The 26,934-nt window shown below is 47.2% G+C and carries 22 protein-coding genes and 1 pseudogene; 19 read left to right on the forward strand and 4 right to left on the reverse strand.

The features are described 5' to 3' along the window. Positions 1-115 precede the first annotated feature (115 nt). The 8 genes and pseudogenes from NFR99_RS07045 to spoVT all read left to right on the forward strand — a co-directional run. Positions 116-850, forward strand: a pseudogene (locus tag NFR99_RS07045) (LPD25 domain-containing protein); the annotation flags it as partial. 473 nt (positions 851-1,323) lie between these two features. After that, positions 1,324-1,767, forward strand: coding sequence for a very short patch repair endonuclease (locus NFR99_RS07050; protein ID WP_120484145.1), 444 nt, complete (start codon positions 1,324-1,326; stop codon positions 1,765-1,767). Positions 1,768-2,154: 387 nt separating this feature from the next. After that, on the forward strand, positions 2,155-2,631 hold the full coding sequence (gene tnpA, locus NFR99_RS07055; protein WP_120484146.1) for an IS200/IS605 family transposase: 477 nt from the start codon (positions 2,155-2,157) through the stop codon (positions 2,629-2,631). A gap of 192 nt (positions 2,632-2,823) precedes the next feature. Next, entirely contained in the window at positions 2,824-3,075 is a 252-nt protein-coding gene (locus NFR99_RS15475) for an FtsX-like permease family protein (protein ID WP_243126673.1), read from the forward strand. A 565-nt stretch (positions 3,076-3,640) separates the two neighbouring features. Beyond that, complete coding sequence (locus NFR99_RS07065) at positions 3,641-3,793, forward strand: holin (RefSeq protein ID WP_330571628.1); 153 nt, start codon at positions 3,641-3,643, stop codon at positions 3,791-3,793. A gap of 438 nt (positions 3,794-4,231) precedes the next feature. Beyond that, positions 4,232-5,056, forward strand: coding sequence for an N-acetylmuramoyl-L-alanine amidase (locus NFR99_RS07070; RefSeq protein WP_168354800.1), 825 nt, complete (start codon positions 4,232-4,234; stop codon positions 5,054-5,056). 203 nt (positions 5,057-5,259) lie between these two features. Further along, positions 5,260-6,564, forward strand: coding sequence for a hypothetical protein (locus NFR99_RS07075; RefSeq protein WP_135976157.1), 1,305 nt, complete (start codon positions 5,260-5,262; stop codon positions 6,562-6,564). A gap of 235 nt (positions 6,565-6,799) precedes the next feature. Further along, the gene (gene spoVT / locus NFR99_RS07080) at positions 6,800-7,348 is read left to right on the forward strand and encodes a stage V sporulation protein T (protein WP_120484164.1); all 549 of its coding nucleotides are present in this window, start codon (positions 6,800-6,802) and stop codon (positions 7,346-7,348) included. Positions 7,349-7,360: 12 nt separating this feature from the next. Here spoVT and NFR99_RS07085 read toward each other — a convergent pair whose 3' ends face one another. Together NFR99_RS07085 and NFR99_RS07090 are read right to left on the reverse strand one after the other, a co-directional pair. Beyond that, positions 7,361-7,939 carry a M15 family metallopeptidase gene (locus NFR99_RS07085; protein ID WP_120484165.1) on the reverse strand — a complete coding sequence of 193 codons (579 nt, stop codon included), beginning with the start codon at positions 7,937-7,939 and terminating at the stop codon, positions 7,361-7,363. A 130-nt stretch (positions 7,940-8,069) separates the two neighbouring features. After that, complete coding sequence (locus tag NFR99_RS07090) at positions 8,070-9,539, reverse strand: nicotinate phosphoribosyltransferase (RefSeq protein ID WP_135976158.1); 1,470 nt, start codon at positions 9,537-9,539, stop codon at positions 8,070-8,072. 232 nt (positions 9,540-9,771) lie between these two features. On the opposite strand from NFR99_RS07090, the gene NFR99_RS07095 reads away from it, so the two are divergent. From NFR99_RS07095 to hydF, 4 genes are all read left to right on the forward strand, one after another. Then, positions 9,772-10,611, forward strand: a complete 840-nt coding sequence (locus tag NFR99_RS07095) for a transketolase (protein ID WP_120484167.1) — start codon at positions 9,772-9,774, stop codon at positions 10,609-10,611. Next, a complete protein-coding gene (locus NFR99_RS07100; protein ID WP_251353287.1) occupies positions 10,599-11,540 on the forward strand; it encodes a transketolase family protein in 942 nt (313 codons plus the stop codon). The genes NFR99_RS07095 and NFR99_RS07100 overlap by 13 nt, the downstream gene beginning before the upstream one ends. A 149-nt stretch (positions 11,541-11,689) precedes the next feature. After that, complete coding sequence (hydG, locus tag NFR99_RS07105) at positions 11,690-13,108, forward strand: [FeFe] hydrogenase H-cluster radical SAM maturase HydG (RefSeq protein ID WP_120484169.1); 1,419 nt, start codon at positions 11,690-11,692, stop codon at positions 13,106-13,108. A gap of 23 nt (positions 13,109-13,131) precedes the next feature. Next, positions 13,132-14,307, forward strand: a complete 1,176-nt coding sequence (hydF, locus tag NFR99_RS07110) for a [FeFe] hydrogenase H-cluster maturation GTPase HydF (protein ID WP_251353288.1) — start codon at positions 13,132-13,134, stop codon at positions 14,305-14,307. Positions 14,308-14,397: 90 nt separating this feature from the next. Here hydF and NFR99_RS07115 read toward each other — a convergent pair whose 3' ends face one another. Both NFR99_RS07115 and NFR99_RS07120 read right to left on the reverse strand, forming a co-directional pair. Continuing rightward, positions 14,398-14,874: a DUF4358 domain-containing protein gene (locus NFR99_RS07115; protein WP_158604879.1), complete on the reverse strand. Its 477-nt coding sequence runs from the start codon at positions 14,872-14,874 to the stop codon at positions 14,398-14,400. A gap of 96 nt (positions 14,875-14,970) precedes the next feature. Further along, the gene (locus NFR99_RS07120) at positions 14,971-15,888 is read right to left on the reverse strand and encodes a GDSL-type esterase/lipase family protein (RefSeq protein ID WP_158604880.1); all 918 of its coding nucleotides are present in this window, start codon (positions 15,886-15,888) and stop codon (positions 14,971-14,973) included. Between the two features lie 237 nt (positions 15,889-16,125). On the opposite strand from NFR99_RS07120, the gene NFR99_RS07125 reads away from it, so the two are divergent. The 7 genes from NFR99_RS07125 (at position 16,126) to NFR99_RS07155 (ending at position 26,930) form a co-directional block, all read left to right on the forward strand. Next, positions 16,126-17,550 carry an MBOAT family O-acyltransferase gene (locus NFR99_RS07125; protein WP_251353289.1) on the forward strand — a complete coding sequence of 475 codons (1,425 nt, stop codon included), beginning with the start codon at positions 16,126-16,128 and terminating at the stop codon, positions 17,548-17,550. Between the two features lie 11 nt (positions 17,551-17,561). After that, positions 17,562-18,701, forward strand: coding sequence for a DHHW family protein (locus NFR99_RS07130; protein WP_120484174.1), 1,140 nt, complete (start codon positions 17,562-17,564; stop codon positions 18,699-18,701). Positions 18,702-18,714: 13 nt separating this feature from the next. Beyond that, entirely contained in the window at positions 18,715-19,566 is an 852-nt protein-coding gene (gene thyA, locus NFR99_RS07135; RefSeq protein WP_251353290.1) for a thymidylate synthase, read from the forward strand. Positions 19,567-19,581: 15 nt separating this feature from the next. Further along, a complete protein-coding gene (locus tag NFR99_RS07140) occupies positions 19,582-20,073 on the forward strand; it encodes a dihydrofolate reductase (protein ID WP_135976160.1) in 492 nt (163 codons plus the stop codon). A gap of 68 nt (positions 20,074-20,141) precedes the next feature. Then, positions 20,142-21,167 carry a branched-chain amino acid aminotransferase gene (locus NFR99_RS07145; protein WP_251353291.1) on the forward strand — a complete coding sequence of 342 codons (1,026 nt, stop codon included), beginning with the start codon at positions 20,142-20,144 and terminating at the stop codon, positions 21,165-21,167. 143 nt (positions 21,168-21,310) lie between these two features. After that, entirely contained in the window at positions 21,311-22,369 is a 1,059-nt protein-coding gene (ispG, locus tag NFR99_RS07150) for a flavodoxin-dependent (E)-4-hydroxy-3-methylbut-2-enyl-diphosphate synthase (RefSeq protein ID WP_251353292.1), read from the forward strand. A gap of 64 nt (positions 22,370-22,433) precedes the next feature. Beyond that, positions 22,434-26,930, forward strand: a complete 4,497-nt coding sequence (locus NFR99_RS07155; RefSeq protein ID WP_251353293.1) for a PolC-type DNA polymerase III — start codon at positions 22,434-22,436, stop codon at positions 26,928-26,930. The last annotated feature ends 4 nt before the right edge of the window (positions 26,931-26,934 follow it).

The following is a 26,934-nucleotide window of genomic DNA, read 5'->3' on the forward strand; positions in this document are numbered from 1 at the left end:
GATATCTGTAAGGAAGTAAGAAAGACCTCTGCTGTCCCGATCATATGCGGAACGTGAGGGGAAACAGGGGTTAAAGCCTGTCCTGTCTGGAACAGATGAAAAGCAGGATAATTCCGACCTTATTGGCAAGGAGCTTATGATTGACAACCGCCGCTATCTCATTGAAAGCGTCGGGAAAATCAGCGGCGACGTTTCCATGCGTGACGTCACATTTCAGAACAACGTAGGCTTCCCGATAAACCGTGTGGAGAAAGTCGGCTATGTCCGCAGGCTCTTGGAGCAGGCAGAAAAAGAACCACAGCCCGAAGAAAAATCAGAATCCCCCGCAGAGCCGACCACGGAAACCGTGGCGGAGTACCCTGCCGTGGAGAACGGGCTTCCCTATGACATTGTAGTGGAGAAGATACGCTTTGACGAGCCAGAGCATGGGAAACCGAGGGAAACATCCGTTACGGCGAAACCGTCCGCCCCTGCCCTCTCCGCTGAACGCCGCAACTACCGCATTGCCAACGATGCGTTAGGCGTTGGCGGTGCAAAAGAGAAGTTCCGAAACAATATGGCAGCAATCCGTCTTCTCCACGACCTTCAGATAGAAAACCGCCTTGCCACGCCCGAAGAACAGGAAACCCTTGCAAAGTATGTGGGGTGGGGCGGTCTGTCTATGGCGTTTGATGAAAAAAATGCGGCATGGGCAAACGAATACAAGGAGCTGAAAGCGGAACTTTCCGACGAGGAATACCGTGCCGCTATGGAATCCACGCTGACCGCTTTTTATACGCCGCCCATCGTTATCAAGGTAATGTATGAAGCACTTGACCGTCTGGGATTCTCGCAGGGGAACATCTTGGATGAGGCAGTTGCGTGATTGATACAATTTAACGGGGTGAGTACGGAGAAAATCCGCAGAAATAAAGGTATTTTAGCTGAGACTGCCAATTGCAGTCTTTTTACGTTACTCAAAAAATTTGTTATAATAGGGTGGAGAGTAGATGAATAGAATTGAAATCGCATACCTTTTTAACGATGAATAAATGGAATTGTTATATAGTATATAATTGTTAATGAGTACGAGACCCAGAGGCAAATCGGAATGCTTTGTCGGTGGAGCGGCTCAATCTAAATAAACACATATCTATTTGTAATGTGTAGAGGATAATTTATTGTGAGTGTCGTATCTGGAAAATCTACCAGAATAAGAAAACTTGTGTAATCAAGGGTATTGTACTATTTTTTTGATAGAAAATGTGATAATGTATTTAAAACAGACATGTTAAATATATTGCTATGAATGATGAAATGAAGAACAGGAAATATGGTGGTAACATGGATGTCTTGACAAAAGAACAACGACGTAAAAATATGCAGAATATCAAATCAAAGGACACTTCAATTGAACTGGCATTAAGGAAAGCTTTATGGCGCGAAGGATACAGATATATGGGAAATTATAAAAAACTTCCTGGTAAGCCGGATATTGCGCTGGTGCGGTACAAAATAGCAGTATTTTGTGACAGCGAATTTTTTCATGGTAAGGACTGGGATGCTTTAAAAACTCGGTTAAGCCATTCTGATAAAGGAGAATATTGGATAAAGAAAATTGAGAGAAATATGGCTAGGGATGACAAAGTGGAAAAAGAGCTTCAGTATCTTGGATGGAAAGTTATACGTTTTAGGGGAAAGGATATCAAGAAAAATCCAGAGGAGTGTGTTAAGGTAATACAAGAAGCTATTTTTGATGAAATGATTGAAGAGAGTGAATTGTCATAATGCAAAAAGTCTTGTATAGTTCGTTTCAACGCCCCCTATTTCGCGTTAACAGTGTAAGTGGTTCAGTTGAAACGGTGTAAGCTTGTCATTCCAAACTTTATAAACTGTTATTTCGCAATTTCCATCTAAAGGGAAATTAGAGAAGTGGTGGATTGAAACTTGCAAGCCTGCACCTCATAATCAAGGTGCAGGCTCCTTGTTGTTAGGGCATGGCCCTGTTCTCCATTGAGGAGTTTTTCGTTGATCCGAAAAACGGAACTTTGGAGAACAAATAAACCACCTGTTCTGCGGGTGGTTGGAATAGCTTTAGCGTTGTGTAAAAAACCTCCCTTGATATAATAAAAACAGGTTCGCCAACCGTTTTATCAAACAAAGGAGGAAGTCCAAATGGACAATAATAGTTTATCACACACAACGTGGAATTGTAAGTACCATATCGTTTTTGCACCGAAATATAGAAGGAAAATAATATATGGAGAACTAAAACAGGACATAGCAAATACTTTAAGCATGTTATGCAAGCGCAAAGAAGTGCATATAGTCGAGGCAGAAATCTGTCCAGATCACGTCCATATGCTGGTAGAAATACCGCCGAAGATGAGTGTATCAGATTTTGTGGGGTACTTAAAGGGAAAAAGTACCCTGATGATATTTGAGAGACATGCGAACCTCAAATATAAGTATGGCAATAGACACTTTTGGTGCAGAGGATACTACGTGGATACGGTAGGAAAAAATGCAAAAAAGATAGAAGAGTATATCAGGAATCAACTTAAGGAAGATTTGGAATATGACCAGATGTCATTGAAAGAGTATATCGACCCGTTTACGGGTGAGCCGGTAAACAAAAGCAAGAAAAAATAAGCCCAAGGGGCTAAGCAGGTAACTGACGTTGCGGCTGGCGAACTTTTCGGTGAGTCTTTAGACTCCAGCGCCGGAAACGAGCCCTTATAGGGCGAAAAACAAACCACTGGCTTAGCCGGTGGTACTGATTAGCTATTTTGCAAAAACATCATAATGCGCTCCATTGGGATGGGAGCCGGGCAGCTCTACAAGATGATTGCAGCAGAGGCGGCCACCTATGCAGTATTAGGATGTGTCACCGGATGTGTACTGGGGTTGCCGTTGAATAAGATGATGTTCCAGTTCCTGATTGCAGATAAATGGGGAACGACCTGGCAGCTTCCGGTTGTCCCTCTGCTTCTGATCGTCATGTTATGTTTCGGCTCTGCGGCGTTGGCAATCCAGCGGCCAATTAAAAGAATCGGGCAACTGTCTATTGTGGATACAATAAAGGTACAGCAGTAAACACATATGCCGGATGCGTAATGGATTTCAAAAGTGATTTTGCCGTCCGCAGGTACGTTGAAATGGAAGTCGAGGAGTTCAACTTCTTTGATACTGTCTGGCAGTTCAATGTTCTTGTACCGTTTTACTTCCTTGCCCTCTGCCATGAGGCATACCGGAACCGCGTCCCTCAATTTTGCTGTGATTCTACCTGTTTTCATAATGTTGTCCGCCTTTCTCATTTTGATATTTTTTTGTATTGGCTGCTTGCCTTGTGAGTGACAGCTTACGCATTTTTGGTGTGAAAGCAAGCCTTTTTTCAAAGAAATATCCGGGTTGGGAGAAATTTATGGGGAAGCTCCGAAACAATACTGTTTTGTGCTGGAAACTTTGGGCTGGTTATATTTGGAACGATTACTATATGGAAATAGAGATTGAAACGTGGAAGATTCCTCCATACCAGGTAAGTGAAATGGTTACCTGGTATGGAGGGATTTTTAGAATAACTATAAAGCAGATGTCCGCTGGGGGCTGTTTATAAAGAAATCCAGGATTTGCACCTGGCAGACAAGAAAGGAGAGCAATTATGAAGAATAAAGAATTTGAAAGATGGGTACAGGCAGCAGGCATAAGGGCAGTTAAGACCGTGGCTCAGGCGGCGGTTGCAGGAATTGGGACGGCGGCCATGGGGCAGGTCGACTGGGTATATGTGGTATCTGCTTCTATACTGGCGGCGTAGTGTCGATGCTTACATCAGTGGCAGGGTTGTCGGAGCTGAAGGAGTAGCAATATAAAAGAGTGGCAGAAAATGACAAAATATGATATGCTGTAGAAGCTGTTGAACCTCCAGCAGAAGGGAGGTGAACCCCATGGAAGAAATTTTCGTCACACTCCTTGTCTCCACTGTAGCAAATGTAGTTAGCTACTACATATGCAAATGGCTGAGTAGAGACTGACCGACAGCGGCAGCCTAAACGGAGTGGCTCACCGTAACGAGCAAGACCCCCCTCAGAGCTGGCACTCTGAGGGGGGTCGTTTACCCTATGGAATTTCGTCACATTCCTTAGCTGCCACTATCATAACTGACTCTTGTAGAAATGTCAAGAATTAAAACAGTTACCGCTCAGAAATGGGCGGTGTTTTTATGCTGAAAAATGCAGCAGGAAAGGAGAACCATATGACACATAAAATCATTAACGCTATTAGTTCCAGGAACGTCCCATGCTGGGGCAACCAGAAAAAATATATTGCCGTCCATTACCTGGGGGTAGTGGGACAGGCCCATGACCTGGCATCGGACGGATGCGGGGCGCACTTCTACATTTACTGGGACGGGACTATTTACCAGCGGTGCAGCCTGGATGCCGTGCCTTGGGCGGTAGGTACTGCAGGATATTACACTCAGAAGCACCTGGAAGCCCGGAACAGCAATACTATAAGTATAGAAATGTGCTGCAAGTGCGACAGGAATGTAGCCAGCGCGGAAGATAAGAGATGGTACTTTACGAAAGAGACACAGGAGGCGTGTGCGTGGCCGGTGGCGAAGCTCCGCCATGAACAGGGCATCCCATCCACAAATGTACTGCGCCATTACGATATCGTAAATAAGACCTGTCTGGCTCCATATGTGCATAACAATGGGTATAAGACAATCTGGACGTGGACAACGTTTAAACAGAGGGCAGAAGAGTACTTTAGCGCAGAACAGAAACGGGAGCTGAAACCCGGCATGAAAGTAAAACTGACACAGGACATTGCCCTCCGGGACAGCGTTTCCACCAAGCCCCAGCAGGCGGGATACGTGAAGTATACGCAGCTTTCCGCATCGGCAAAGAAGAAGTGCCGCCGCCTGTCCGGGAATAAAGCTAAGTTGAAAAAAGGCGGCGTGGTGGAGATTAAGAAAGCTGTTACTGCTTGGGATGGTAGTATATGGGTGCAGATTAAAAGCGGCTGGCTGCCTGCCGTGGTAAAAGGAAAATACCGGGTAAAGGCTGTTTTATAACTTCGGACAGGTCATAAAACAGCCTGATAAATGTGAGTGGTTAGCAGCCAAAACCCCTGGAAACTCGCATAGAATCGTTGATTTGCTTATGATTCACTTAAGTTTTCATCTTTGAGTAGATATCGCGTGTTGAGTATGCTATAATCGAGAAGTAGTTTGTGTCTGTACAGCAACTATAAAGTAGTTTAGGAGGGGATAAGAACATGAAAAAATTCAGAAAATATGCAGTTTATCTGATGCTTGGCATGTCGATGGCGGCGCTTTTGTCTGGGTGTAAGAAGAAGGCGAAGGAGACCGAGTCAGAGTCTGCTGCGGTTCAGATTACAGAGACTGTGACGGAAGAAGATACAGAGGTAGAAGAGAAGACGGGGACGGCTGTTTCACAGACAGAAACGTATACGTCTAAAGATAAGTCAGTTTCTATCAACCTGCCGGATGATACGTGGAAAAATATGAAGGATAAAGACGGTACGCTTGTATTTGAAGCGCCGGAAGGGATTATTACCGTAAGCCATATATCGGGGAGCGAGGTTGGTTCGGTGAAGCTGCCGGCTACAAAGGAAGAGGTACTGGATAATCTTACAGCGTCGGGAAAAAATGCGGATAATTATGAGGTTACGGAATTCAGGAAATCAAGTGCCGGAACTATGGAACAGTATCGCACAACGATTAAATGCTTGGATGCAGAGGAAGAGTATAAATACTCTGTAGGATATGACATTGTGACTACGACAGATATCTATTCTGTTACGGGCCAGATAAAGAGTGAAGATGAGGAGGTTCTGGAAGCAGTTAAGACGGCAGTTGAGAGCTTTAAAGTTCTGAAGAAATCTTCAAGGCCAAAGAAAGACACCACATCAACAGGCCAGACAGGCTCCGAGCAGGGAAGTACGACCCAGACAGGAACATCTATGGTGATCTATGATTCTAATGGGAATCCCATTACGGTTACGAAGAATGCCGGTGGCGTATGGTCTGACAGCAATGGAAAGACTTACGAAATGCAGGAGTACGGCGTTATGGGAAGCGACGGCTACTGGTATACCTATGCGTCTTCTTCCGGTGGAAATAGTACAGATAACAGTAACAATAATAATGATAGTAATAATAATAACAATAATAACAATAATAACAATAATAACAACGATACAAATGATGGAAATAGCGGCGCTTCAGGAACCACTCCGCAGCCTTCGACAGGGACGGATTCCAGCGGTTTCTATGACCAGAGCGGAAACTATATTCCGGTGACAAAGGATAAAAACGGGAACTGGGTAGACGCGTATGGTACGGTCTATTACTTTGGCGACGGCGGTGTGACGGATAATGCGGGCAACTATTATCCGTATAAGGACAGCAGTGAAGCTACAGGATTTTATGATGATAAAGGAAATTATATTACTGTGACAAAGGACAGCAATGGGAACTGGGTAGACAGCTCAGGTGCGAAATACACGTTTGGAGATGACGGCGTAACAGATGCGGCCGGGAATTTCTATCCTTATTAAAAGCAGAAAAATATGAAAGAATAATGAAAAGGGGATGATACAAGGTTTATGCCGCGTATCGTTTCCTTTTCATGTTTTAAGTGGTACATTTTGGAGGGAACTTCGTGTAAAGCTTTTTAATATTGTATAAATTTCATCTATTTACAAATACTATCATCACAGGAAGTTAATCTCATTCGGGAGATTCTGCCGCATCGTATGATAGAAAAATGGTAGAGATGGAGGAACAGATATTATGAAAGCGACAGGAATTGTAAGACGTATAGATGATCTTGGCCGTGTAGTGATTCCGAAAGAAATCCGGCGCACGTTGAGGATTAAAGAGGGCGCTCCCCTTGAAATTTTTACGGATCGGGAAGGAGAAATTATCCTGAAAAAATATTCCCCGATTGGGGAACTGGGGAGTTTTTCCAAAGAATATGCCGAGGCTTTGGCGCAGGCCAGCGGTCATGGAATCTGTATCACGGACAGAGATCAAGTCATCGCTGCGGCCGGCGGAGTGAAAAAAGAGAGTGTAGGGAAGCCTATCAGCCGGGAACTGGAACATGTCATCCATGAAAGAGAGCAGGTACTTTCAGCCGGGGATGACCAGAAATTTGTGAAAGTTACGGGAGATGATACGGAAGAAGGGATTCCGCAGGTGATATGCCCGATTCTGTGTGAGGGCGATGCGATAGGTTCTGTGGTTCTGCTGGGGAAAGAACCAGGACACAGGCTTGGGGAGACAGAGCAGGTGCTGGCGCGCTGTGCCGCAGGATTTATGGGTCGGCAGATGGAGCAGTAGCCAGCCGTTTGCTTATGGAGAGGTTCTTGTTCTGATAGGAGAATGGAGTGTGACCCATTCTTCCAGAGCCAGGCCTGTAAGAGCGAGATAAAGGGAAAGTGATTTTGTGACATACCGGATATGCCAGGGTTCCCAGGCATACCCGGTGATTTTTTCTTTTTCCCTGGGATAGCGCAGGATAAAGCCGTGAAGATGGGCATTTTTGGAAAGCCATTGCCCTTCCGGGGTACCTGCGAAGGATTCGGTAAGCTCAAGGGAATTTCTTGGACAGGATACATCCAGCGCGAGCCCGGTCTGGTGTTCGCTGGCGCCGGGTGGGGCTACATAGCGGATATCGGCGGCATTGCGATAGATTTCTGCCTGCCGGCTGTATGGGCGGTAGCCTGAGATGCCCCAAAGGGAAAGCCCGGCAGCTTTGGCATAGGCAAATAGTTCTTCAGCTGCCTGTGCTGCGTCTGCTTCCAGCAGGCGCTTTGGGTCGTCTGCGGATGCGTCAAATGGGATAGCAGGGCGGACGAGAGGACGGGGCACAAAGGCTTTGTCCAGCCGGTTTTGTTTATTTACCAGTATTTCATAGGAATATCGGAACATAAAGACCCCCCTTTCATAAGAGTTATGGACAAAAAGCCGCATAACGGCGGTTTTTCTGTACCTTATGTTTATGAAAGAGGGGAAAAATTTATGCATATGGAATGCAATTTTGGGCTAAAATAGCTGTCCTTTATTTCTTTTCCAGCGAATCCTTACTCATCTGTTCCAGAAGTTCGGATTTGGTGCGGAAAAGCTCATCCGAAAGGTCTACATATACGGTCTGAGGATTTACGAATCGCTTTGTTTCATCCCAGAGCGTATCCTGTTCCTTCAGGCAGATGTCACGGATTTCCATGACGCTTGGGGAAGTATAGACACAGTCGCCGTTTTTGAACACTGGGACGAGGAGTTCACGAAGTTTGTAGGTATTTGCTTTAATCTTTGTCTTTTTCCAGGTAGCAAGGGGGTCAAAGATAATCATGTCTTTGGCCTCATCAAAAGTTTCGTGTGCCAGGGCAATCAGGTCTGCTTTGATTTTTCCGTGGTTTTTGTCATAAATTCGGTAGATTGTCTTATCACCGGGATTTGTAATTTTTTCCGTGTTTTCGGAAAGCTTGATTTTCGGAATGAATTTTCCGGTGCTTTCATCTTTGATAGCAGCAAGTTTATACACGCCGCCGAAAGCAGGGCAGTCCTTGGAAGTGATGAGGTTAGTGCCTACGCCCCAGGAAGAAATCTTGCAGCCCTGTAGTTTCAGGCTTTGAATCAGGTATTCATCCAAATCGCTGGAAGCGGCAATGTAAGCGTCTTTAAAACCGGCGGCGTCCAGAAGCTTTCTTGCCTGCTTGGACATGTATGCCAAATCACCGCTATCCAGGCGGATGCCATATTTTTTCAGCGGGATTCCTGCATCCCGCATCTCCTGGAATACGCGAATGGCATTTGGTACGCCGGACTTTAAGGTGTCGTAAGTATCAACGAGCAGGCAGCAAGAATCAGGGTAGAGGTCTGCATACGTACGGAAAGCCGTGTATTCGTCAGGAAAGCTCATAATCCAGCTGTGGGCATGAGTGCCCATAACAGGGACGTCGAAAAGCTGTCCGGTAAGTACATTGGAAGTTCCCACACAGCCTCCAATCATAGCAGCGCGTGCGCCGTATACCCCGGCGTCCGGACCCTGGGCGCGGCGCAGGCCGAATTCCATGATGGAGTCGCCCTTTGCGGCATAAACAACCCGTGCGGCTTTCGTGGCGATCAGGCTTTGGTGGTTGATAATAGTCAAGATAGCAGTTTCTACCAGCTGTGCTTCCATAATCGGGGCAACTACTTTAATCAAAGGCTCTCTGGGGAATACAACCGTTCCTTCCGGTATGGCGTAAATGTCGCCTGAAAAACGGAAATTACTCAGGTATTCAAGAAAATCTTCTTCAAAGATGTGCAGGCTGCGGAGATAGGAAATGTCATCATCTGAGAAACGCAGGTTTTTGATATAATCAATTACCTGCTCCAGTCCTGCGGCAATCGCAAAACCGCCGTCATTGGGATTTTTTCTATAAAAAGCATCGAAAACCACCGTTTCTGCAGCATGGCTTTTGAAATAGCCTTGCATCATGGTAAGTTCATATAAATCAGTTAACAGTGTCAGGTTCATTGTGCTCATGGCTTGTCCTCTTTTCTTTCGCTGGGAATTGAAAAACTTTTTTCTATAGTTATAATACATTGCCTTGATTTATTCAACCCTGAAATTTATTTTGGCAGGCTCTTTAGAAAAACTTTTGTTTTCCTATTTTCAAAAACGGGGAAATAGAGTATAATCACTTTGGCAGGGGAGTCGGAGTGTGTCGATTATCCCGGATAGCTGCAGATGCTGAATGAGTAAAGGAGAAATTTGCATGAACAAACTTGAGCTTCAGATAATGGCCAATAAAATACGTAAAGATATTGTAGCTTCCGTGCACAGCGCCCGGGCGGGACATCCGGGTGGGTCGCTGTCGGCGGCAGATGTATTTACTTATTTGTATTTTGAAGAGATGAACATAGATCCGGAGAATCCGGACAAGCCGGACAGAGACCGTTTCGTGCTTTCGAAAGGGCATGCGGCTCCGGGACTTTATGCAGCGCTGGCGCACAGAGGGTTTTTCCCGGTAGAAGATATGATTTCCCTGCGTCATGTGGGTTCCTACCTGCAGGGACATCCCGATATGAAAGGAATTCCGGGTGTAGATATGTCCAGCGGTTCTTTAGGGCAGGGCGTATCTACGGCTGTAGGCATGGCGCTTGCGGCGAAGATGAGCGGGGATACTTATCGTGTGTATACACTGCTGGGCGACGGAGAAATCCAGGAGGGACAGGTCTGGGAGGCAGCTATGTTTGCAGGTGCGCGGAACCTGGATAATCTTGTAATGATTGTGGACAATAATGGACTTCAGATTGATGGGGACGTGGCAGATGTGTGTTCACCGTATCCGATAGATAAGAAGTTTGAAGCATTTAACTGCCATACCATTTGTGTAGAAAATGGGAATGATATGGAGCAGTTAAAAGCGGCGTTTGATGAGGCGCGCAGTGTCAAAGGAATGCCGGCAGTCATTATTTTAAAGACTGTTAAGGGAAAAGGCGTGTCCTTTATGGAAAACCAGGTTTCCTGGCATGGTGTGGCGCCTAATGATGAACAGTATGAAGAGGCAATGGCAGAATTGGAGAAAGCAGGTGAAGCATTATGTCAGAAATAAAGAGGAGTGCAACAAGAGAGGGCTACGGCAAGGCGTTGATTGAACTGGGAAAAGAGGACGAAAGAATCGTGGTTTTGGACTCAGACCTTGCAGCAGCAACTAAGACAGGAATGTTTCAGAAAGTCTTTCCGGAGCGTCATATCAACTGCGGGATTGCGGAGGCGAATATGATGGGTATTGCGGCAGGACTGGCTGCGGCGGGAAAGATTCCTTTTGCAAGCTCTTTTGCGATGTTCGCAGCAGGACGCGCATTTGAACAGGTGAGGAATTCCATCGGATATCCACATCTGAATGTGAAAATCGGAGCCAGCCACGCAGGCATTTCTGTCGGTGAGGATGGTCCTACTCACCAGTGCAATGAAGATATCGCCCTGATGCGGGCGATTCCCGGAATGATGATTATCAATCCTGCAGATGTTATAGAGGCAGAGATGGCTACGAAAGCGGCGGCGGCATATGACGGTCCGGTGTATCTGCGGTTCGGCCGTCTGGCGGTTCCGGTCATTAATGACAGGCCGGACTATAAATTTGAACTTGGAAAGGGTATCGTACTTCGCGAAGGAAAGGATATGACGATTGTCGCTACAGGGCTGACGGTAGCAGTTTCCCTGGAAGCAGCCGAAATGCTGGAGGCTGAAGGCATACACGCGAAGGTCATCAATATCCATACAATTAAGCCTTTAGATGAAGAACTGATTGTGCAGGCAGCAAAAGAAACAGGGCTGCTCGTTACCGTAGAGGAGCATTCCGTAATCGGGGGGCTGGGGAGCGCAGTGTGCGACTGCCTGAGCGAGAAAGCGCCCACAAGAGTAGTAAAGATAGGAATTAATGATGTATTCGGTGAATCAGGCCCGGCGCTTGAACTGCTTCACAAATACGGCTTGGATGCTGAAGGTATTTACGCCAGAATAAAGCAGATTTCCCGTTAAAGAAGAGACACGTAACATTTCGGAGGACTGAATTGTTACGTGTCTTTTTGTGGCAATTTATCTCCGGGGAAGTTGTAATCTTCTCCGGCTTCATGTATACTATTTGACAGAGTATGGGATTTTAGTTTTTAAATACAGGGGGGATTGGAATGTATGATACAAAATCCATGAAAGCGGAGGAATTTATCAGCCATCAAGAGATTATAGACACGTTGTCTTATGCGGAGGAGAACAAATACAATGAGAAACTGATTCAGCAGATACTGGATAAGGCAAGGGAGAGGAAGGGACTTTCCCACAGGGAAGCAGCCGTACTGCTGGACTGCGCGATTGAGGAAAAGAATCAGGAAATTTATGCTTTGGCAGAGCAGATTAAGAAAGATTTTTACGGAAACAGGATTGTTATGTTTGCTCCGCTTTATCTTTCTAATTATTGTGTAAATGGATGTGTTTACTGTCCTTATCATGCGAAGAATAAACACATTGCCAGAAAGAAGCTGACGCAGGAGGAAATCCGCCGGGAGGTGGCTGCGCTCCAGGACATGGGACATAAGCGGCTCGCATTGGAGACGGGGGAAGACCCGGTGAATAGCCCGATTGAGTATGTGCTGGAAAGCATTCAGACGATTTATAGCATGAAACATAAAAATGGCGCTATCCGCAGGGTAAATGTGAATATAGCAGCCACTACAGTGGAAAACTATAGGAAATTGAAAGAAGCAGGAATCGGGACATATATTCTGTTTCAGGAAACGTATCACAAGGAAAGCTATGAGAAACTTCATCCTACAGGTCCGAAACATGATTACGCGTATCATACAGAAGCTATGGACAGGGCGATGGAGGGCGGTATTGATGATGTGGGCATTGGCGTGTTGTTCGGGTTAGAGCTTTACCGATATGAATTCGCTGGGCTTTTGATGCATGCAGAGCATTTGGAAGCGGTTCATGGCGTGGGTCCGCATACGATTAGTGTGCCGAGAATCCGCCATGCGGATGATATTGATGCGGATTCTTTTGATAATGGGATTGATGATGATACTTTTGCAAAACTGGTGGCGTGCATCCGTATTGCAGTACCATATACGGGAATGATTGTTTCTACCAGGGAGAGCAGAAAGTGCAGAGAAAGACTGCTGCATCTGGGCGTGTCTCAGATTAGCGGCGGTTCCAGGACAAGTGTAGGCGGTTATGCAAAAAAGGAGGCGGAAGAAGAGAACTCGGCGCAGTTTGACGTAAGTGATACGCGTTCTCTGGATGAGGTGGTAAACTGGCTGATGCAGCTTGGGTATATTCCGAGCTTCTGTACGGCGTGCTACCGGGAAGGGCGCACCGGGGACAGGTTTATGAGCCTGTGTAAGAGCGGGCAGATTCAGAACTGTTGTCATCCGAACGCGCTGATGACTTTGAAAGAATATCTGGAGGATTATGCTTCTGAAGACACGAAAAAATTAGGGGAAAAGCTGATTGCATGTGAGATAGAAAAAGTACCCAGAGAAAAGACGAGGGAAATCGCGAAGCGCCATCTGCAGGAAATTTCGGAGGGAAAAAGAGATTTCCGGTTCTGACTATAGAAAGGAAGGTAAGGAAAATGAACAGCACGCCATCATCAGAACGGATACACATTGGCATTTTCGGAAAGAGAAATGCAGGAAAATCAAGTGTTATGAATGCGCTGACAGGGCAAAGCCTTGCCGTCGTGTCGGATGTGAAGGGGACGACCACGGATCCGGTGTCTAAAGCGATGGAGCTGCTTCCGCTGGGACCGGTGGTGATGATTGACACGCCGGGGATTGATGATGAAGGCGAGCTTGGGGAACTGCGGGTGCAGAAGAGCTATCAGGTGCTGAACAGGACAGATATTGCGTTGCTGGTGGTAGACGGAACACAGGGGATGAGCACGGAAGATGAGCGTTTGCTTGACAGAATCAGGGAAAAAGAGATACCTTGGATTGTAGTGTTTAATAAGAGTGATTTGGCTTCAAGGGCGCTGCCGAAAGGAAAGAATTATCTTGCGGTCAGCAGTACTACAGGAGAAAATATAGAGGATCTAAAGACCCTTGTCGCGTGTCAGATACCGGACAGGAGCCAGGGGCGCAGGATTGTAGCGGATTTGCTGGAACCTTCGGACTTTGTGGTGCTGGTGGTACCGATTGATAAAGCGGCTCCCAAAGGGCGGCTGATTTTGCCACAGCAGCAGACAATCCGTGATACTTTGGAAGCAGGGGCGGTTTCTATTGTGGTGAAGGAAAATGAGCTGAAAACTACTTTAGAGACATTGGGCAAAAAGCCCAGACTGGTGATTACTGATAGCCAGGTGTTCCAGAGGGTGGCGGAAGAAACCCCGGAGGATATTGCCCTGACCTCATTTTCTATTCTTTTTGCCCGGTATAAAGGAGAGCTGAAACCTTTTGTGGATGGGGTCAAGGCGCTGGAGAGTATTCAGGACGAAGATAAAATCTTGATTTCTGAGGGATGTACGCATCGCCGGCAGTGTAATGATATCGGTACGGTGAAGCTTCCGATGTGGATTCGCAGACATACGGGAAAAGAGCCGGAATTTTCGTTTACCAGCGGTATGGAATTCCCGGCAGACCTGTCGTCTTATAAACTGATTGTACATTGTGGGGGCTGTATGCTGAATGAAAGGGAGATGCGTTATCGACTGGGGTGTGCATGTGATGCAGGGGTTCCGATTACGAATTATGGGACATTGATTGCGTATATGAATGGAATTTTAGAGAGAAGCCTGGAAGGCATCGGATAGTCTGTTTGATAGGATTTGGCGCGGGCAGTATAGAAACGGTTTAAAGATGGGCGGCTGTGAAAAAACAGCCGCCCACTAGAGTTTAGAGGCTTAGAAACCTGCGTCTTTTAATACGCTTTCTGCTTTGGAAGCGTCATCTGTCACACAGAGAACTACGTAATTTCCGGAGGTTTTGATGATAGCGCTGTCAAGCTTTTCTACTTCCTTCGGCGCGTAGCTGGCAAACAGTTCAGACTGGCTTGTTACGCGTGATTTAAAGAGGTCTGCCACTTCCGAAGTATAGCTGCTGTCTTTACACTTTACTACGGCAACTTCACAAGCGGTTGCTCCGGTGCTCAGGTAAGCGGAACTATCCTCTACCTGTTCCATATCTACGAAATAAGTAGAAGCAAGAATATCTGCAATGACCGGTTCAGAGGAAAGGGTGCCGTCGCTGACTGTTTCAGAAAGCTGTTTTGCCAAATCAGAAGCGCTGGCTGTCACCTCTTTTGATGAACTGCCGCCGCAGGCAGTCAGCGAAAGAACAAGCATAATAGCTGCAAAAGTTAAAGATAAATATTTTTTCATGTTAAGATTCTCCTTTTTTGTTATAATATAAAATTTATAGTGACTGTCCGGGGCTTTCGGCATAGCTTGGCCTGGCTTTGGGCAGTTACAATCTGTTTACAGAGGCTGTGCGGGACTTTCTGTCTGGCTTTCCGTCTGCGTCTCAGCTTCAGGAGTTGTGGATTCCGCCGGCGTTTCTTCCAAAATATAATGGTCTTTCAGGTATTCCAGCCAGATTTTACAGTAGGTGTCATACATGTGGACACCGTCGCTGGTCGCTCCTTCGGTGAGGGCTCCGTTTCCGTCGGAAAGCACTTCGTTGATATTTATATAATGATATCCCTGTTCTTCGCACAATTCCAGGATTTTTTCATTGGCCGTAGTGATGTTTTTGTTGTTTACGTAGGATGTATCTTCAACTTTGGCTTCTTCTACGTATGCAATGCTGATGACATAGACAATGGCGTCAGGAAGCATTTTCTTGATTTCTCCCAGGCAAACTCTGTAGTTTTCCTTAAAATCATTGAAATCCGGTTCGCCTAAATCGTTTGTGCCCAGCATGACATATACCTTTTTATAATCAGTGTTATACAACGCCTGATACACGGTAATCTGTTCATTATATAGATGTATGTATTTCTGGGTGAAAATGTCCGTAACATTCATGCCCACGCCGGTCAGGAATGTTCCCTGGGTGATTCCTGACTGGTTGCGGAAGCCTTCCATGCGGGAATCGCCGATAAAAACAGCGTCTGAGAAATAGGAATCGTCTATCGGTATATTCTGCTCCGGCACAAGGGCATCGCTGACCGTTGTCGGCAGTGTTTCGGCCTGGGCAGGCGGTTCCGTAGTGACAGCCGGGGCGGGAGCTTTTGTCTCGCTCTCGGTTTCTGTATCTTTGGTACGTCCGGCGGTGCTGGCAAGCAGCTCGTCAATCTGGGCATTTACTTGTGTAGTCAGGCTGTCCTTCTTGAAAATATTAATCAGGAGGTTTCCTTCGAACACAAGCAATGCGATAAAAATTAATATAAGCAAACTAAGAAAACGGCCTGGCTGTTGCCGCTTTCGTTTCTTCTGGTGTGGCATATTTTCCTCTTTCTGGCGCACATGCTGCGTCATTATAGTATATATCGGAAGTTCACTTCCCGTAACAGTTAATGAAAAATTCGTTTGTCTTTTCTTCCCCTCTATTATATAATAAACCCGTTAATTGTAAATAGTTTTTTCGAATCTTAAAGAAAATTAATGAAAAAGATAAATGTGAGGTAATATATGGTTTTCAGCAGCCTGCTTTTTATGTTCCGGTTTCTTCCGGTAGTTCTGGTTTTGTACTTTGCGGCTCCGAGGAAGGTCAGGAACCTGATTCTGTTTGTGTTCAGCCTGTTCTTTTATGCATGGGGCGAGCCGAGGTATGTATTTTTGATGTTGTTTTCCATCACAATGGATTATACAATGGGGCGTCTGATTAGCAAGTTTAAGGAACAGGGAAAGCTGAAAAAAGCGAAATTTACACTGGCATTTTCCGTAACGGTAAATTTAGGAATACTTGCGTTTTTTAAATATGCGGATTTTATCATAGGCTCTATCAATGGGGGGCTGGGAGTAAGCCTGCCGATGCCTGGGGTTCCGCTGCCCATAGGTATTTCTTTTTTTACCTTCCAGACCATGTCTTATACGGTGGATGTATACCGGGGAGCTACGAAGGTACAGCGCAATTGGATTAACTATGGCACTTATGTTTCTATGTTTCCCCAGCTTATTGCGGGGCCTATTGTGCAGTATAAGACCATTGCAGAGCAGATGATGCAGAAAAACCGAGAGAGTGTGGATGATTTTGCTTATGGCGTGCAGAGGTTTATGGCGGGTGTGGGAAAGAAGGTTCTGTTGGCGAACAATATCGGCGTCCTCTGCGATACGGTCATGGCGATGCCTATGGAGAATGTTCCGGTGGCCACGGCATGGCTGGGGGCGGCAGCGTACACGTTCCAGATTTATTTTGACTTTTCCGGGTATTCGGATATGGCAATCGGGCTGGGAAAGATGTTTGGTTTTCATTTCCTGGAGAACTTTGAACATCCTTATGTGGCGAAAAGTATCACAGAGTTTTGGCGGCGCTGGCACATCTCTCTCAGTTCCTGGTTCCGTGAGTATGTATATATTCCATTGGGCGGGAACCGCAGGGGAATGGCGAAGCAGGTGCGGAATATTTTCGTGGTTTGGATACTTACCGGAATCTGGCATGGCGCGAGCTGGAATTATGTGCTGTGGGGGTTGTACTATGGATGCTTCTTGATATTGGAAAAGTTTGTGATTGGGAAATGGGTGAAGAAACTGCCGGGAATTTTTCAGAACCTGTATACCCTTTTGATTGTAGTGTTTGGCTGGGTGATTTTTAAATGTGAGGACTTGACGCTTTGCGGTTCGTATCTGAAGGCTATGTTTGGAGGCTATGGGGCAGGAATGTTCAATACGGAAACGATATATCTTCTATATAATTATGCAGTACTGCTGGTGATTCTGGTATTGGGATGCACAACCCTGCCGAAACGGTGGGGGGAGAGGCTGCTTACCTGTTTCCGGGAGGGCGGCGCTGTACAGATGGTCCTCAGATGTACGTTCTGTGCAGGAATTTTTGTGATTTCTGTGGCGTATCTGGTAGATGCTACGTATAACCCGTTTTTGTATTTTAGGTTTTAACGGAGGAAAGAATGGGACAGAAAAGACAAAACCAGATTATTATTTTTCTATTTCTTGTGCTGATATTTGGCATGGCTTTGGCAAGTATTTTTGCGCCGAAGAAGGAATTTTCCGACAGGGAGAACCGGAGCCTGGCGCAGATGCCCCAGCTTTCACTGGAAGCGTATTTTAGCGGGGAGTTTGCAAAGGATTATGAGTCGTATATTACGGATCAGTTCGTGGGCAGGGATCGCTGGATTGGCCTGAAAACGGGAGCGGAGCGGGCGATGCTCAAACAGGAGAGCAATGATATTTATTTTGCTGCGGATGGCTATCTGATAGAGAAGCACACAGGAAGTTTTACGGAGAAGCGGGCGGAAGATAATATTTCTTATCTGGCTGGTTTTATGAAGGAGATGAAAGCGCGCTATGGGGAAGGACGGGCCACGGCTATGATCGTGCCAAATGCGGTGGAGATTTTGAAAGACAAACTGCCCCCGTTTGCTTCACCTTATGATCAAAGTGTTTATCTGAAAAAAATAGAGGAGGCGCTGCCGGAAGGAACCTGGTTTGACAGTGCGGCGGTGCTGAGGGAGCACACGGACGAAGAGATTTATTACAGGACAGATCATCACTGGAAAACGCTGGCGGCATACTATGTGTATGCTGCGTGGGCAAAGGAGAAAGGATTTGAGCCGCCTTCGCTGTCAGACTATGAAGTGCAGACGGTGACAGAGGAGTTTCAGGGAACCATTGAGGCGAAAGTCGGCGGTGACGTGGGATTTGACTCCATCGGAATTTTTAAGCCGAAGAAGGAGTTTCCGTATCTGGTGGAATATAACAGGAATGAGATGAAAACAGACATTTATGAGTGGAGCGCATTGGAGACGAAAGATAAGTACGCGCTGTTTTTCGGAGGAAACCACCCCATAGTAGAAGGGACAGTGAAAAACGGAAGCGGCAGGAGGCTGCTTGTTATCAAGGATTCCTATGCGAATAGTTTTCTGCCGTTTGCATTCCGGGATTTTTCCCAGGTGGATTTTGTGGATTTAAGGTATTTTAATGAGAGCCTCAGGGAATATAGAGAGGGCAGGGATTATACAGATATCCTGTTTTTATATAATGCTTCGGGGTTCGCAGAAGACCCGAACGTAGCCAAACTGAAGAATTAAGGAGGGAAAGCATATGAGCTATGCGGATCAGGTATTTACAGCCATGTGCCATGATATTATTGAGAACGGCGTGAGCACGGAGGGGGAAAAAGTGCGCCCCATATGGAAGGATACCGGGGAATCGGCCTATACGATTAAGCGTTTCGGCGTGGTGAACCGTTACGATTTGAGGAGAGAGTTTCCGGCCCTCACTTTGAGAAAGACGGCGCTGAAAAGCGCGTTTGACGAGATTTTGTGGATTTGGCAGAAGAAATCCAACAATGTCCATGAGCTGAACAGCCATATCTGGGATGCCTGGGCAGATGAAGAAGGTTCCATCGGAAAGGCTTACGGCTACCAGCTGGGCGTGAAGCATGCCTACCGGGAAGGGATGATGGATCAGGTGGACAGGGCGCTGTTTGATTTAAAAAATAATCCCTACAGCCGCCGGATTATGACAAATATTTATGTCCATGCGGATTTGCATGAGATGAGCCTTTATCCCTGTGCTTACAGCATGACATTTAATGTGACGCAGGAAAAAGGGAAAGAGCGGCTGACTCTGAACGCAGTGCTGAACCAGCGCTCCCAGGATGTGCTGACGGCAAATAATTGGAATGTGTGCCAGTACGCGCTGCTTCTGATGATGATGGCGCAGGTGTGCGGCATGGAGGCCGGGGAGCTTCTGCATGTCATTGCGGACGCCCATATTTATGACAGGCATGTGCCGATGGTGGAAGAGCTGATTTCCAGAGAGAGCCATCCAGCGCCGAAGGTATGGCTGAATCCGGAAATTCAGGACTTTTATCAGTTTACCGTGGAGGATTTGTATGTGAAAGACTATGTGACGGGGCCGCAGATAAAAAATATACCCGTTGCGGTTTAGGCGTAGGAGGTGCGTATGAATTTAATTGTAGCAGTAGATGAAAACTGGGCAATCGGAAAAGATAATAAGCTCCTGGTGAGCATTCCGTCAGATATGAAGTTTTTCAGGGAAACGACGACAGGTAAGGTGGTGGTAATGGGGAGAAAGACTTTAGAAAGCTTTCCCAACGGGCTGCCGCTAAAGAACAGGACAAACATTGTACTTACCAGAAACCGTGATTACCAGGTAAAAGATGCGATTGTCGTGCATTCAGTGCCGGAACTGCTGGTAAAGCTGGATAAGTATAGCAGCGAGGATGTGTATGTGATTGGCGGGGACAGTGTGTACCAGGAACTGCTCCCTTACTGTGATGTAGCGCATGTGACAAAGATAAACCACGTTTATGCGGCGGACTCCTGGTTTCCGAACCTGGATGAGACGGGAGAATGGGAAATTACCGGGGAGAGCGAAGAACAGACATATTTTGATTTGGAATATACGTTTGTACGCTATGAGAAGAAAAGATAAAAATTTTTGTTCACAATGGAAAAAGTGCGTTATAATGAAAACAATATAAAAATATGGGAGGGATAAACATGGCAAAGAAAAATATTGACTGGGCAAATCTTGGGTTTCAGTATCAGATGACTGCAATGAGGTATGTATCAGACTTTAAAGAGGGAAAATGGGATGAAGGCAGGCTGACAGAGGATGCGAATGTCGTGCTGAATGAGTGCGCGGGCGTTCTGCAGTATGCACAGACGATTTTTGAGGGATTGAAAGCTTACACCACAGAGGATGGGCGTATCGTTACGTTTCGCCCGGATTTGAATGCAGACCGTATGGTGGATTCCGCCAAAAGGCTGGAAATGCCAGTATTCCCGAAAGAGCGTTTCCTGGATGCTGTTCACCAGACCGTGGCTGCGAATGCAGATTATGTGCCGCCGTATGGGTCAGGGGCATCTTTATATATTCGCCCATATATGTTTGGGACAAACCCGGTTATCGGCGTAAAGCCGGCGGATGAATATCAGTTCCGTGTATTTACGACTCCGGTAGGGCCATATTTTAAGGGAGGTGTCCGTCCGTTGACGATCAGGGTAAGTGATTTCGACCGCGCGGCTCCTCATGGGACAGGACATATTAAGGCAGGGCTGAACTATGCCATGAGTATGCACGCGATTGTAGACGCTCATGTCCAGGGGTTTGATGAGAATATGTACCTGGACGCGGCTACCAGGACGAACGTAGAGGAAACAGGCGGTGCGAACTTCCTGTTTGTGACGAAAGATAATAAAGTCGTAACGCCGAAGTCAGGAAGTATTCTGCCGTCCATTACCCGGCGCTCACTGCTCTATGTTGCGAAGGAATATCTGGGGCTGGAAGTAGAAGAGAGGGAAGTTCCGTTTGAAGAAGTAAAAGAGTTCGCAGAATGCGGTCTGTGCGGCACGGCGGCCGTGATTTCCCCGGTAGGGAAAATCGTAGACCACGGGAAAGAAATCTGCCTGCCGGCAGGGATGGAAGCGATGGGGCCTGTTACCCAGAAGCTGTATGATACCCTTACCGGTATCCAGATGGGGCGTATTGAGGCGCCGGAAGGATGGATACATGTGATAGAGTAAGGCATGGAAAAGGCGTAGAGCTTGGATAATTTTATGATGGAAAGAATGCCGCTGTATTTTATGCAGGAAATACAGCGGCATAATTATAATATTTTAAAAAGGGAAGAAAGCTCTATGGATTTGAAAGAATAGAGGAGGATTTCATGTATAGAGAACATACAAAAATAATTAAAATAGGCAACAAACGCATTGGCGGCGGAAATCCAATCTTAATGCAGTCTATGACGAACACAAAGACTGAGGATGTGGAAGCTACGGCTGCACAGATTTTGAAATTGGAGGCGGCAGGGTGTGATATTATCCGCTGTGCTGTGCCGACGATGGAAGCGGCGAAAGCGCTGGGGGAGATTAAGAAGAGGATACATATTCCTTTGGTGGCGGATATTCACTTTGACTACCGCCTGGCGGTTGCGGCTATGGAGCACGGGGCGGATAAGATTCGGATTAATCCTGGGAATATCGGAAGCGCGGACAGGGTGAAGGCTGTTGTGGATGTGGCGAAGGAAAGAGGGATTCCGATCCGCGTGGGTGTGAACAGCGGTTCTCTGGAGAAGGAGCTGGTGGAGAAATATCATGGTGTGACGGCAGAGGGGATCGTAGAGAGTGCGCTGGATAAGGTGCATATGATTGAGGATATGGGATATGACAATCTGGTTATCAGCATTAAATCTTCCGATGTGATGATGTGTGCGAAGGCTCACGGGCAGATTGCCGAAAGGACAAATTATCCTCTGCATGTGGGGATTACCGAGTCGGGAACGATTCTTTCCGGAAATATCAAGTCTGCCGTGGGGCTGGGGATTATCTTGTCTCAGGGAATCGGGGATACGATTCGGGTATCTTTGACAGGAGACCCGTTGGAGGAAATTAAGTCTGCAAAGCTGATTCTGCGCACGCTAGGCTTGCGAAAGGGAGGAATTGAGGTGGTATCCTGCCCGACCTGCGGCCGGACGCAGATAGATTTAATCGGATTGGCGAACCGGGTGGAAAATATGGTAGAGGATATTCCCAAGACTCTGAAAGTGGCTGTGATGGGATGTGTGGTAAACGGACCCGGCGAGGCGAAAGAGGCAGATATTGGAATTGCCGGAGGGAAAGGCGAAGGATTATTAATCCGCAAAGGCGAGGTTATCCGTAAGGTTCCGGAAGGTGAGCTTCTGGGTGCGCTGCGGGAGGAAATCTTGAAGTTTGAGGAGGAATAAAGCAGGGAAGTAAATTCACAAATGCACCAGAATGACGCAGCAAGTGCGTCGGAAAGAAGAACGTATGGCAAAATCATTTTTTGAAGTATTTCCAAATCTGGAGGTGAATCCCCAGGTGCATAGTCTTTTTGCGCAGGTGACGGTTACGAAAGTGACCGTTACTTCTGTCAGGGACAGGATGCGGGTGTATATAAGCAGTGAAAAGCTTATTCACAAGCAGTATGTCTATGCGGTAGAGCAGGCGATACGGGAACAGTTCTTTTCAGGAGAGAACATAGAGGTGAAGCTGCTGGAGAAGTTTCACCTTTCCCGTCAGTATACGGCGGAAAAGCTGATGCCGATTTACCGTGACAGCATTCTGATGGAGCTGAAAGATTATAGTATTTTTGAATATAATATGTTCCGCCAGGCGGTGTGTGAGTTTGTGGACGGGGACAGTATGAATATGACGGTGGAGCGTACTGTAGTTGCGGAGGATAAAGCGGACGAGCTGGTGCGGGTGCTGGAAAAGATTTTTTGCGAGCGGTGCGGCCTGTCCTTGAAAATCCATATGATCCTGAAGGAGCCGGAGGAGAGCAAGGCGCGCAGGAACAGCGAGCTTCGCGTAGAGCAGGAGGTGCGGGCGATACAGGAGCAGGTTTCATCGGGCGGCGCGGAGAATATGCCAGAAGAACATGCGGAGCCGGAAAAAGCAAAGCCGGAAGGGAAAAAGAAAACAGAGAAAAAAGAAACAGGGAGAAAGAACACAGCGGTTTCAGGAAAAGAAACTGCCGGAAGAAATGGATTTCAGGAGAAACGGGGAGGATTTTCCAGGGAAGGCGGCTATAGAAACAGCTCTGTCAAGCGTTCAGATAACCCGGATGTGGTGTATGGGCGCGACTTTGAGGAGGACGCCATTGCGATTGAGCAGATTCAGAGTGAGATGGGAGAAGTTGTCGTCCGCGGGCAGATTCAGGCGCTGGATACCCGGGAAATCCGGAATGAAAAGACGATTATTATCATTGAAATTACGGACTATACAGATACGATTGTGGTGAAGATGTTTGCCAGAAATGAACAGGTGCCGGAGATTCTGGAAAATGTGAAGAAGGGCGCATTCCTGAAAATGAAGGGAGTGACGACGATTGACCGTTTTGACGGGCAGCTCACGATAGGTTCAGTGGTGGGTATTAAGAAAATCCCGGATTTTCGGAAGGGCAGGCAGGATACCAGCCCAGAAAAGCGGGTGGAACTGCACTGCCATACGAAGATGAGCGACATGGACGGGGTGTCGGATGTAAAGGATATCGTGAAACGCGCGATGGAGTGGGGGCATAAGGCAATCGCGATTACCGACCACGGCGTGGTGCAGTCTTTTCCGGAGGCCAACCATGCAGTGCCAAAAGACAGTGATTTTAAGGTGATCTATGGCGTGGAAGCGTATCTGGTAGATGATTTGAAAGATATGGTGGTGAATTCCCACGCCCAGAATTTGGATGATACGTATATAGTATTTGACCTGGAGACTACCGGGTTCAGCCCCAGTGTGAACCGTATCATCGAAATCGGTGCGGTGAAAGTGGAGAATGGGAAAATCACGGAACGATTCAGCACATTTGTCAACCCGGATGTACCGATTCCGTTCCGCATTGAGGAATTGACGGGAATCAATGACAATATGGTACTTGACGCGCCGCAGATTGCTCAGGTTCTTCCTGAATTTCTGGAGTTCTGCGGGGACGCCGTGATGGTCGCCCACAATGCTTCTTTTGACATGAGTTTTATTGAGGAGAACTGCAGAAGGCTTGGCATTGAGAGGGAATTTACGAGTGTGGACACGGTAGCGCTGGCCCGGGTACTGCTTCCTCAGCTTGGACGTTTTAAGCTGGACACAGTGGCAAAGGCGCTGCATGTGCCGCTGCATAACCATCACCGTGCGGTGGACGATGCGGGGTGTACGGCAGAGATTTTTGTGAAATTCGTTGAGATGCTGAAAGCGCGGGATGCGTTTCAACTGGATGACGTCAATAAGCTGGGGAGGAATTCTAAGGAACAGGTGAAGAAGCTGCCTTCCCACCATGCAATTATCCTTGCCATGAATGATACAGGGCGGGTGAACCTGTACCGCCTGGTGTCTTTAAGCCATATTGAGTATTACCAGAGGAGGCCGCTGATTCCAAAGAGCGTATTTCTGGAGAACAGGGAGGGCTTGTTGATTGGGTCGGCCTGTGAAGCGGGGGAGCTTTACCAGGCGATTCTGAACGGACGGTCTGACCAGGAGATTGCGCGTCTGGTCGACTTTTATGATTATCTGGAGATACAGCCGCTGGGGAATAATAAATTTATGATTGCCAGCGATAAGATTGAAAATGTGACTTCCAGGGAGGATTTGATTGAGATCAATAAGAAGATTGTGAAGCTGGGAGAGCAGTTCGGAAAAATGGTGGTGGGAACCTGCGACGTCCATTTCCTGAACCCGGAGGATGAAGTGTACCGCCGGATTATTATGGCGGGAAAAGGGTTCACGGACGCGGACGACCAGGCGCCGCTGTATCTGCGGACGACGGAAGAGATGCTTGCGGAGTTTGCGTATCTGGGGAGTGAAAAAGCAGAGGAAATCGTCATTACAAATCCGAATAAGATTGCGGATATGTGTGAGAAGATTTCTCCGGTACGGCCCGATAAATGCCCGCCTGTGATTCCTGATTCTGATAAAGACTTGAGAAGAATCTGTTACAACAGGGCGCATGAAATCTACGGAGACGAGCTGCCGGAGATTGTAACGGAGCGGCTGGAGAGGGAATTAAATTCCATTATTTCCAACGGGTTTGCGGTGATGTATATCATTGCCCAGAAGCTGGTGTGGAAGTCGAATGACGACGGCTATCTGGTAGGCTCCCGTGGTTCTGTAGGCTCGTCCTTTGTGGCGACGATGGCGGGAATTACAGAGGTGAATCCGTTGAGCCCTCATTATTATTGTAAGGAATGCCATTATTCGGAGTTTGATTCGGAAGATGTAAAGCCTTATGCGGGAGGCGCGGGATGTGACATGCCGGATAAAGTGTGCCCGAAGTGTGGGGCGATGCTGATGAAAGAAGGGTTTGATATCCCGTTTGAGACATTCCTGGGATTTAAAGGGAATAAAGAGCCAGATATTGACTTGAATTTTTCCGGTGATTATCAGGGAAATGCCCACCGCTATACGGAGGTTATCTTCGGAAAAGGGCAGACGTTCCGGGCTGGGACGATTGGTACGCTGGCAGATAAGACTGCGTTCGGATATGTGAAGAATTATTTTGAAGAGAGAGGCCAGAGGAAGCGCGTGTGCGAGATTAACCGGATTGTCCAGGGATGCGTGGGGGTAAGGCGCACCACGGGACAGCATCCTGGGGGTATCATTGTGCTTCCGATTGGGGAGGAAATCTATTCTTTTACTCCGGTGCAGCATCCGGCGAATGACCAGAATACAGATATTATTACGACCCATTTTGATTACCATTCTATCGACCATAACCTGCTGAAGCTGGATATTCTGGGGCACGATGATCCGACGATGATTCGTATGCTGGAGGACTTGACCGGGCTGGATGCGAAGCAGATTCCGCTGGACGACCCGGAGGTCATGTCACTGTTCACCAGCACGCAGGCGCTGGGGATTACGCCGGAGCAGATAGGGGGATGCCCTCTCGGGGCGCTTGGAATCCCGGAATTTGGCACAGAGTTTGTTATTCAGATGCTTGTGGATACGAAGCCGAAAAGCTTTTCGGATCTGGTACGTATTTCAGGGCTGTCCCACGGTACGGACGTGTGGCTGGGGAATGCCCAGACGCTGATTCAGGAGGGGAAGGCGACGATTTCCACGGCAATCTGTACCCGTGACGATATCATGACCTACCTGATTCATATGGGGCTGGACAGTGAGGAGAGCTTTACCATTATGGAGAGCGTACGGAAAGGAAAAGGGCTAAAGCCGGAATGGGAAGAAGAAATGACGAAGCATGATGTGCCGGACTGGTATATCTGGTCCTGTAAAAAGATTAAATATATGTTTCCGAAAGCACATGCGGCGGCATATGTCATGATGGCGTACCGGATTGCCTACTGTAAAGTATTTTATCCGCTGGCTTACTATGCGGCATATTTCAGCATCCGCGCTTCGGCGTTCAGCTATGAGCTGATGTGCCAGGGGGAAGAAAAGCTGAAGCATTACATGAAGCAGTACCAGCAGCGGGCGGGCGAACTGACGAATAAGGAGCAGGATACGGTAAAGGATATGAAAATTGTCCAGGAAATGTATGCCAGAGGCTTTGCGTTCACGCCGATTGATGTTTATACGGCGCAGGCGAGCCGTTTCCAGATTGTGGACGGAAAGCTAATGCCCTCTTTAAGCAGTATTGAGGGTATGGGGGATAAGGCGGCAGAAGCTGTGGAGGAAGCGGCAAAAGACGGGCCGTTCCTGTCCAAAGACGATTTCCGCAGCAGGACAAAGGTGAGCAAGACGGTGATAGATTTGATGGATGATTTGGGGCTGCTGGGGGATTTGCCTGAGTCGAACCAGCTGTCGCTGTTTGACTTTGCGTAAACAC

The organism is Hominisplanchenecus murintestinalis, assembly GCF_943193015.1.
Lineage (GTDB): Bacteria > Bacillota > Clostridia > Lachnospirales > Lachnospiraceae > Hominisplanchenecus_A > Hominisplanchenecus_A murintestinalis.

Bases quoted from the DNA above. Each gene is read 5' to 3' on its own strand.
- NFR99_RS07050 (WP_120484145.1), top strand. From the start codon at position 1,324: ATGGATGTCTTGACAAAAGAACAACGACGTAAAAATATGCAGAATATC.
- tnpA (WP_120484146.1), top strand. From the start codon at position 2,155: ATGGACAATAATAGTTTATCACACACAACGTGGAATTGTAAGTACCAT.
- NFR99_RS15475 (WP_243126673.1), top strand. From the start codon at position 2,824: ATGATTGCAGCAGAGGCGGCCACCTATGCAGTATTAGGATGTGTCACC.
- NFR99_RS07065 (WP_330571628.1), top strand. From the start codon at position 3,641: ATGAAGAATAAAGAATTTGAAAGATGGGTACAGGCAGCAGGCATAAGG.
- NFR99_RS07070 (WP_168354800.1), top strand. From the start codon at position 4,232: ATGACACATAAAATCATTAACGCTATTAGTTCCAGGAACGTCCCATGC.
- NFR99_RS07075 (WP_135976157.1), top strand. From the start codon at position 5,260: ATGAAAAAATTCAGAAAATATGCAGTTTATCTGATGCTTGGCATGTCG.
- spoVT (WP_120484164.1), top strand. From the start codon at position 6,800: ATGAAAGCGACAGGAATTGTAAGACGTATAGATGATCTTGGCCGTGTA.
- NFR99_RS07085 (WP_120484165.1), bottom strand. From the start codon at position 7,939: ATGTTCCGATATTCCTATGAAATACTGGTAAATAAACAAAACCGGCTG.
- NFR99_RS07090 (WP_135976158.1), bottom strand. From the start codon at position 9,539: ATGAGCACAATGAACCTGACACTGTTAACTGATTTATATGAACTTACC.
- NFR99_RS07095 (WP_120484167.1), top strand. From the start codon at position 9,772: ATGAACAAACTTGAGCTTCAGATAATGGCCAATAAAATACGTAAAGAT.
- NFR99_RS07100 (WP_251353287.1), top strand. From the start codon at position 10,599: ATGTCAGAAATAAAGAGGAGTGCAACAAGAGAGGGCTACGGCAAGGCG.
- hydG (WP_120484169.1), top strand. From the start codon at position 11,690: ATGTATGATACAAAATCCATGAAAGCGGAGGAATTTATCAGCCATCAA.
- hydF (WP_251353288.1), top strand. From the start codon at position 13,132: ATGAACAGCACGCCATCATCAGAACGGATACACATTGGCATTTTCGGA.
- NFR99_RS07115 (WP_158604879.1), bottom strand. From the start codon at position 14,874: ATGAAAAAATATTTATCTTTAACTTTTGCAGCTATTATGCTTGTTCTT.
- NFR99_RS07125 (WP_251353289.1), top strand. From the start codon at position 16,126: ATGGTTTTCAGCAGCCTGCTTTTTATGTTCCGGTTTCTTCCGGTAGTT.
- NFR99_RS07130 (WP_120484174.1), top strand. From the start codon at position 17,562: ATGGGACAGAAAAGACAAAACCAGATTATTATTTTTCTATTTCTTGTG.
- thyA (WP_251353290.1), top strand. From the start codon at position 18,715: ATGAGCTATGCGGATCAGGTATTTACAGCCATGTGCCATGATATTATT.
- NFR99_RS07140 (WP_135976160.1), top strand. From the start codon at position 19,582: ATGAATTTAATTGTAGCAGTAGATGAAAACTGGGCAATCGGAAAAGAT.
- NFR99_RS07145 (WP_251353291.1), top strand. From the start codon at position 20,142: ATGGCAAAGAAAAATATTGACTGGGCAAATCTTGGGTTTCAGTATCAG.
- ispG (WP_251353292.1), top strand. From the start codon at position 21,311: ATGTATAGAGAACATACAAAAATAATTAAAATAGGCAACAAACGCATT.
- NFR99_RS07155 (WP_251353293.1), top strand. From the start codon at position 22,434: ATGGCAAAATCATTTTTTGAAGTATTTCCAAATCTGGAGGTGAATCCC.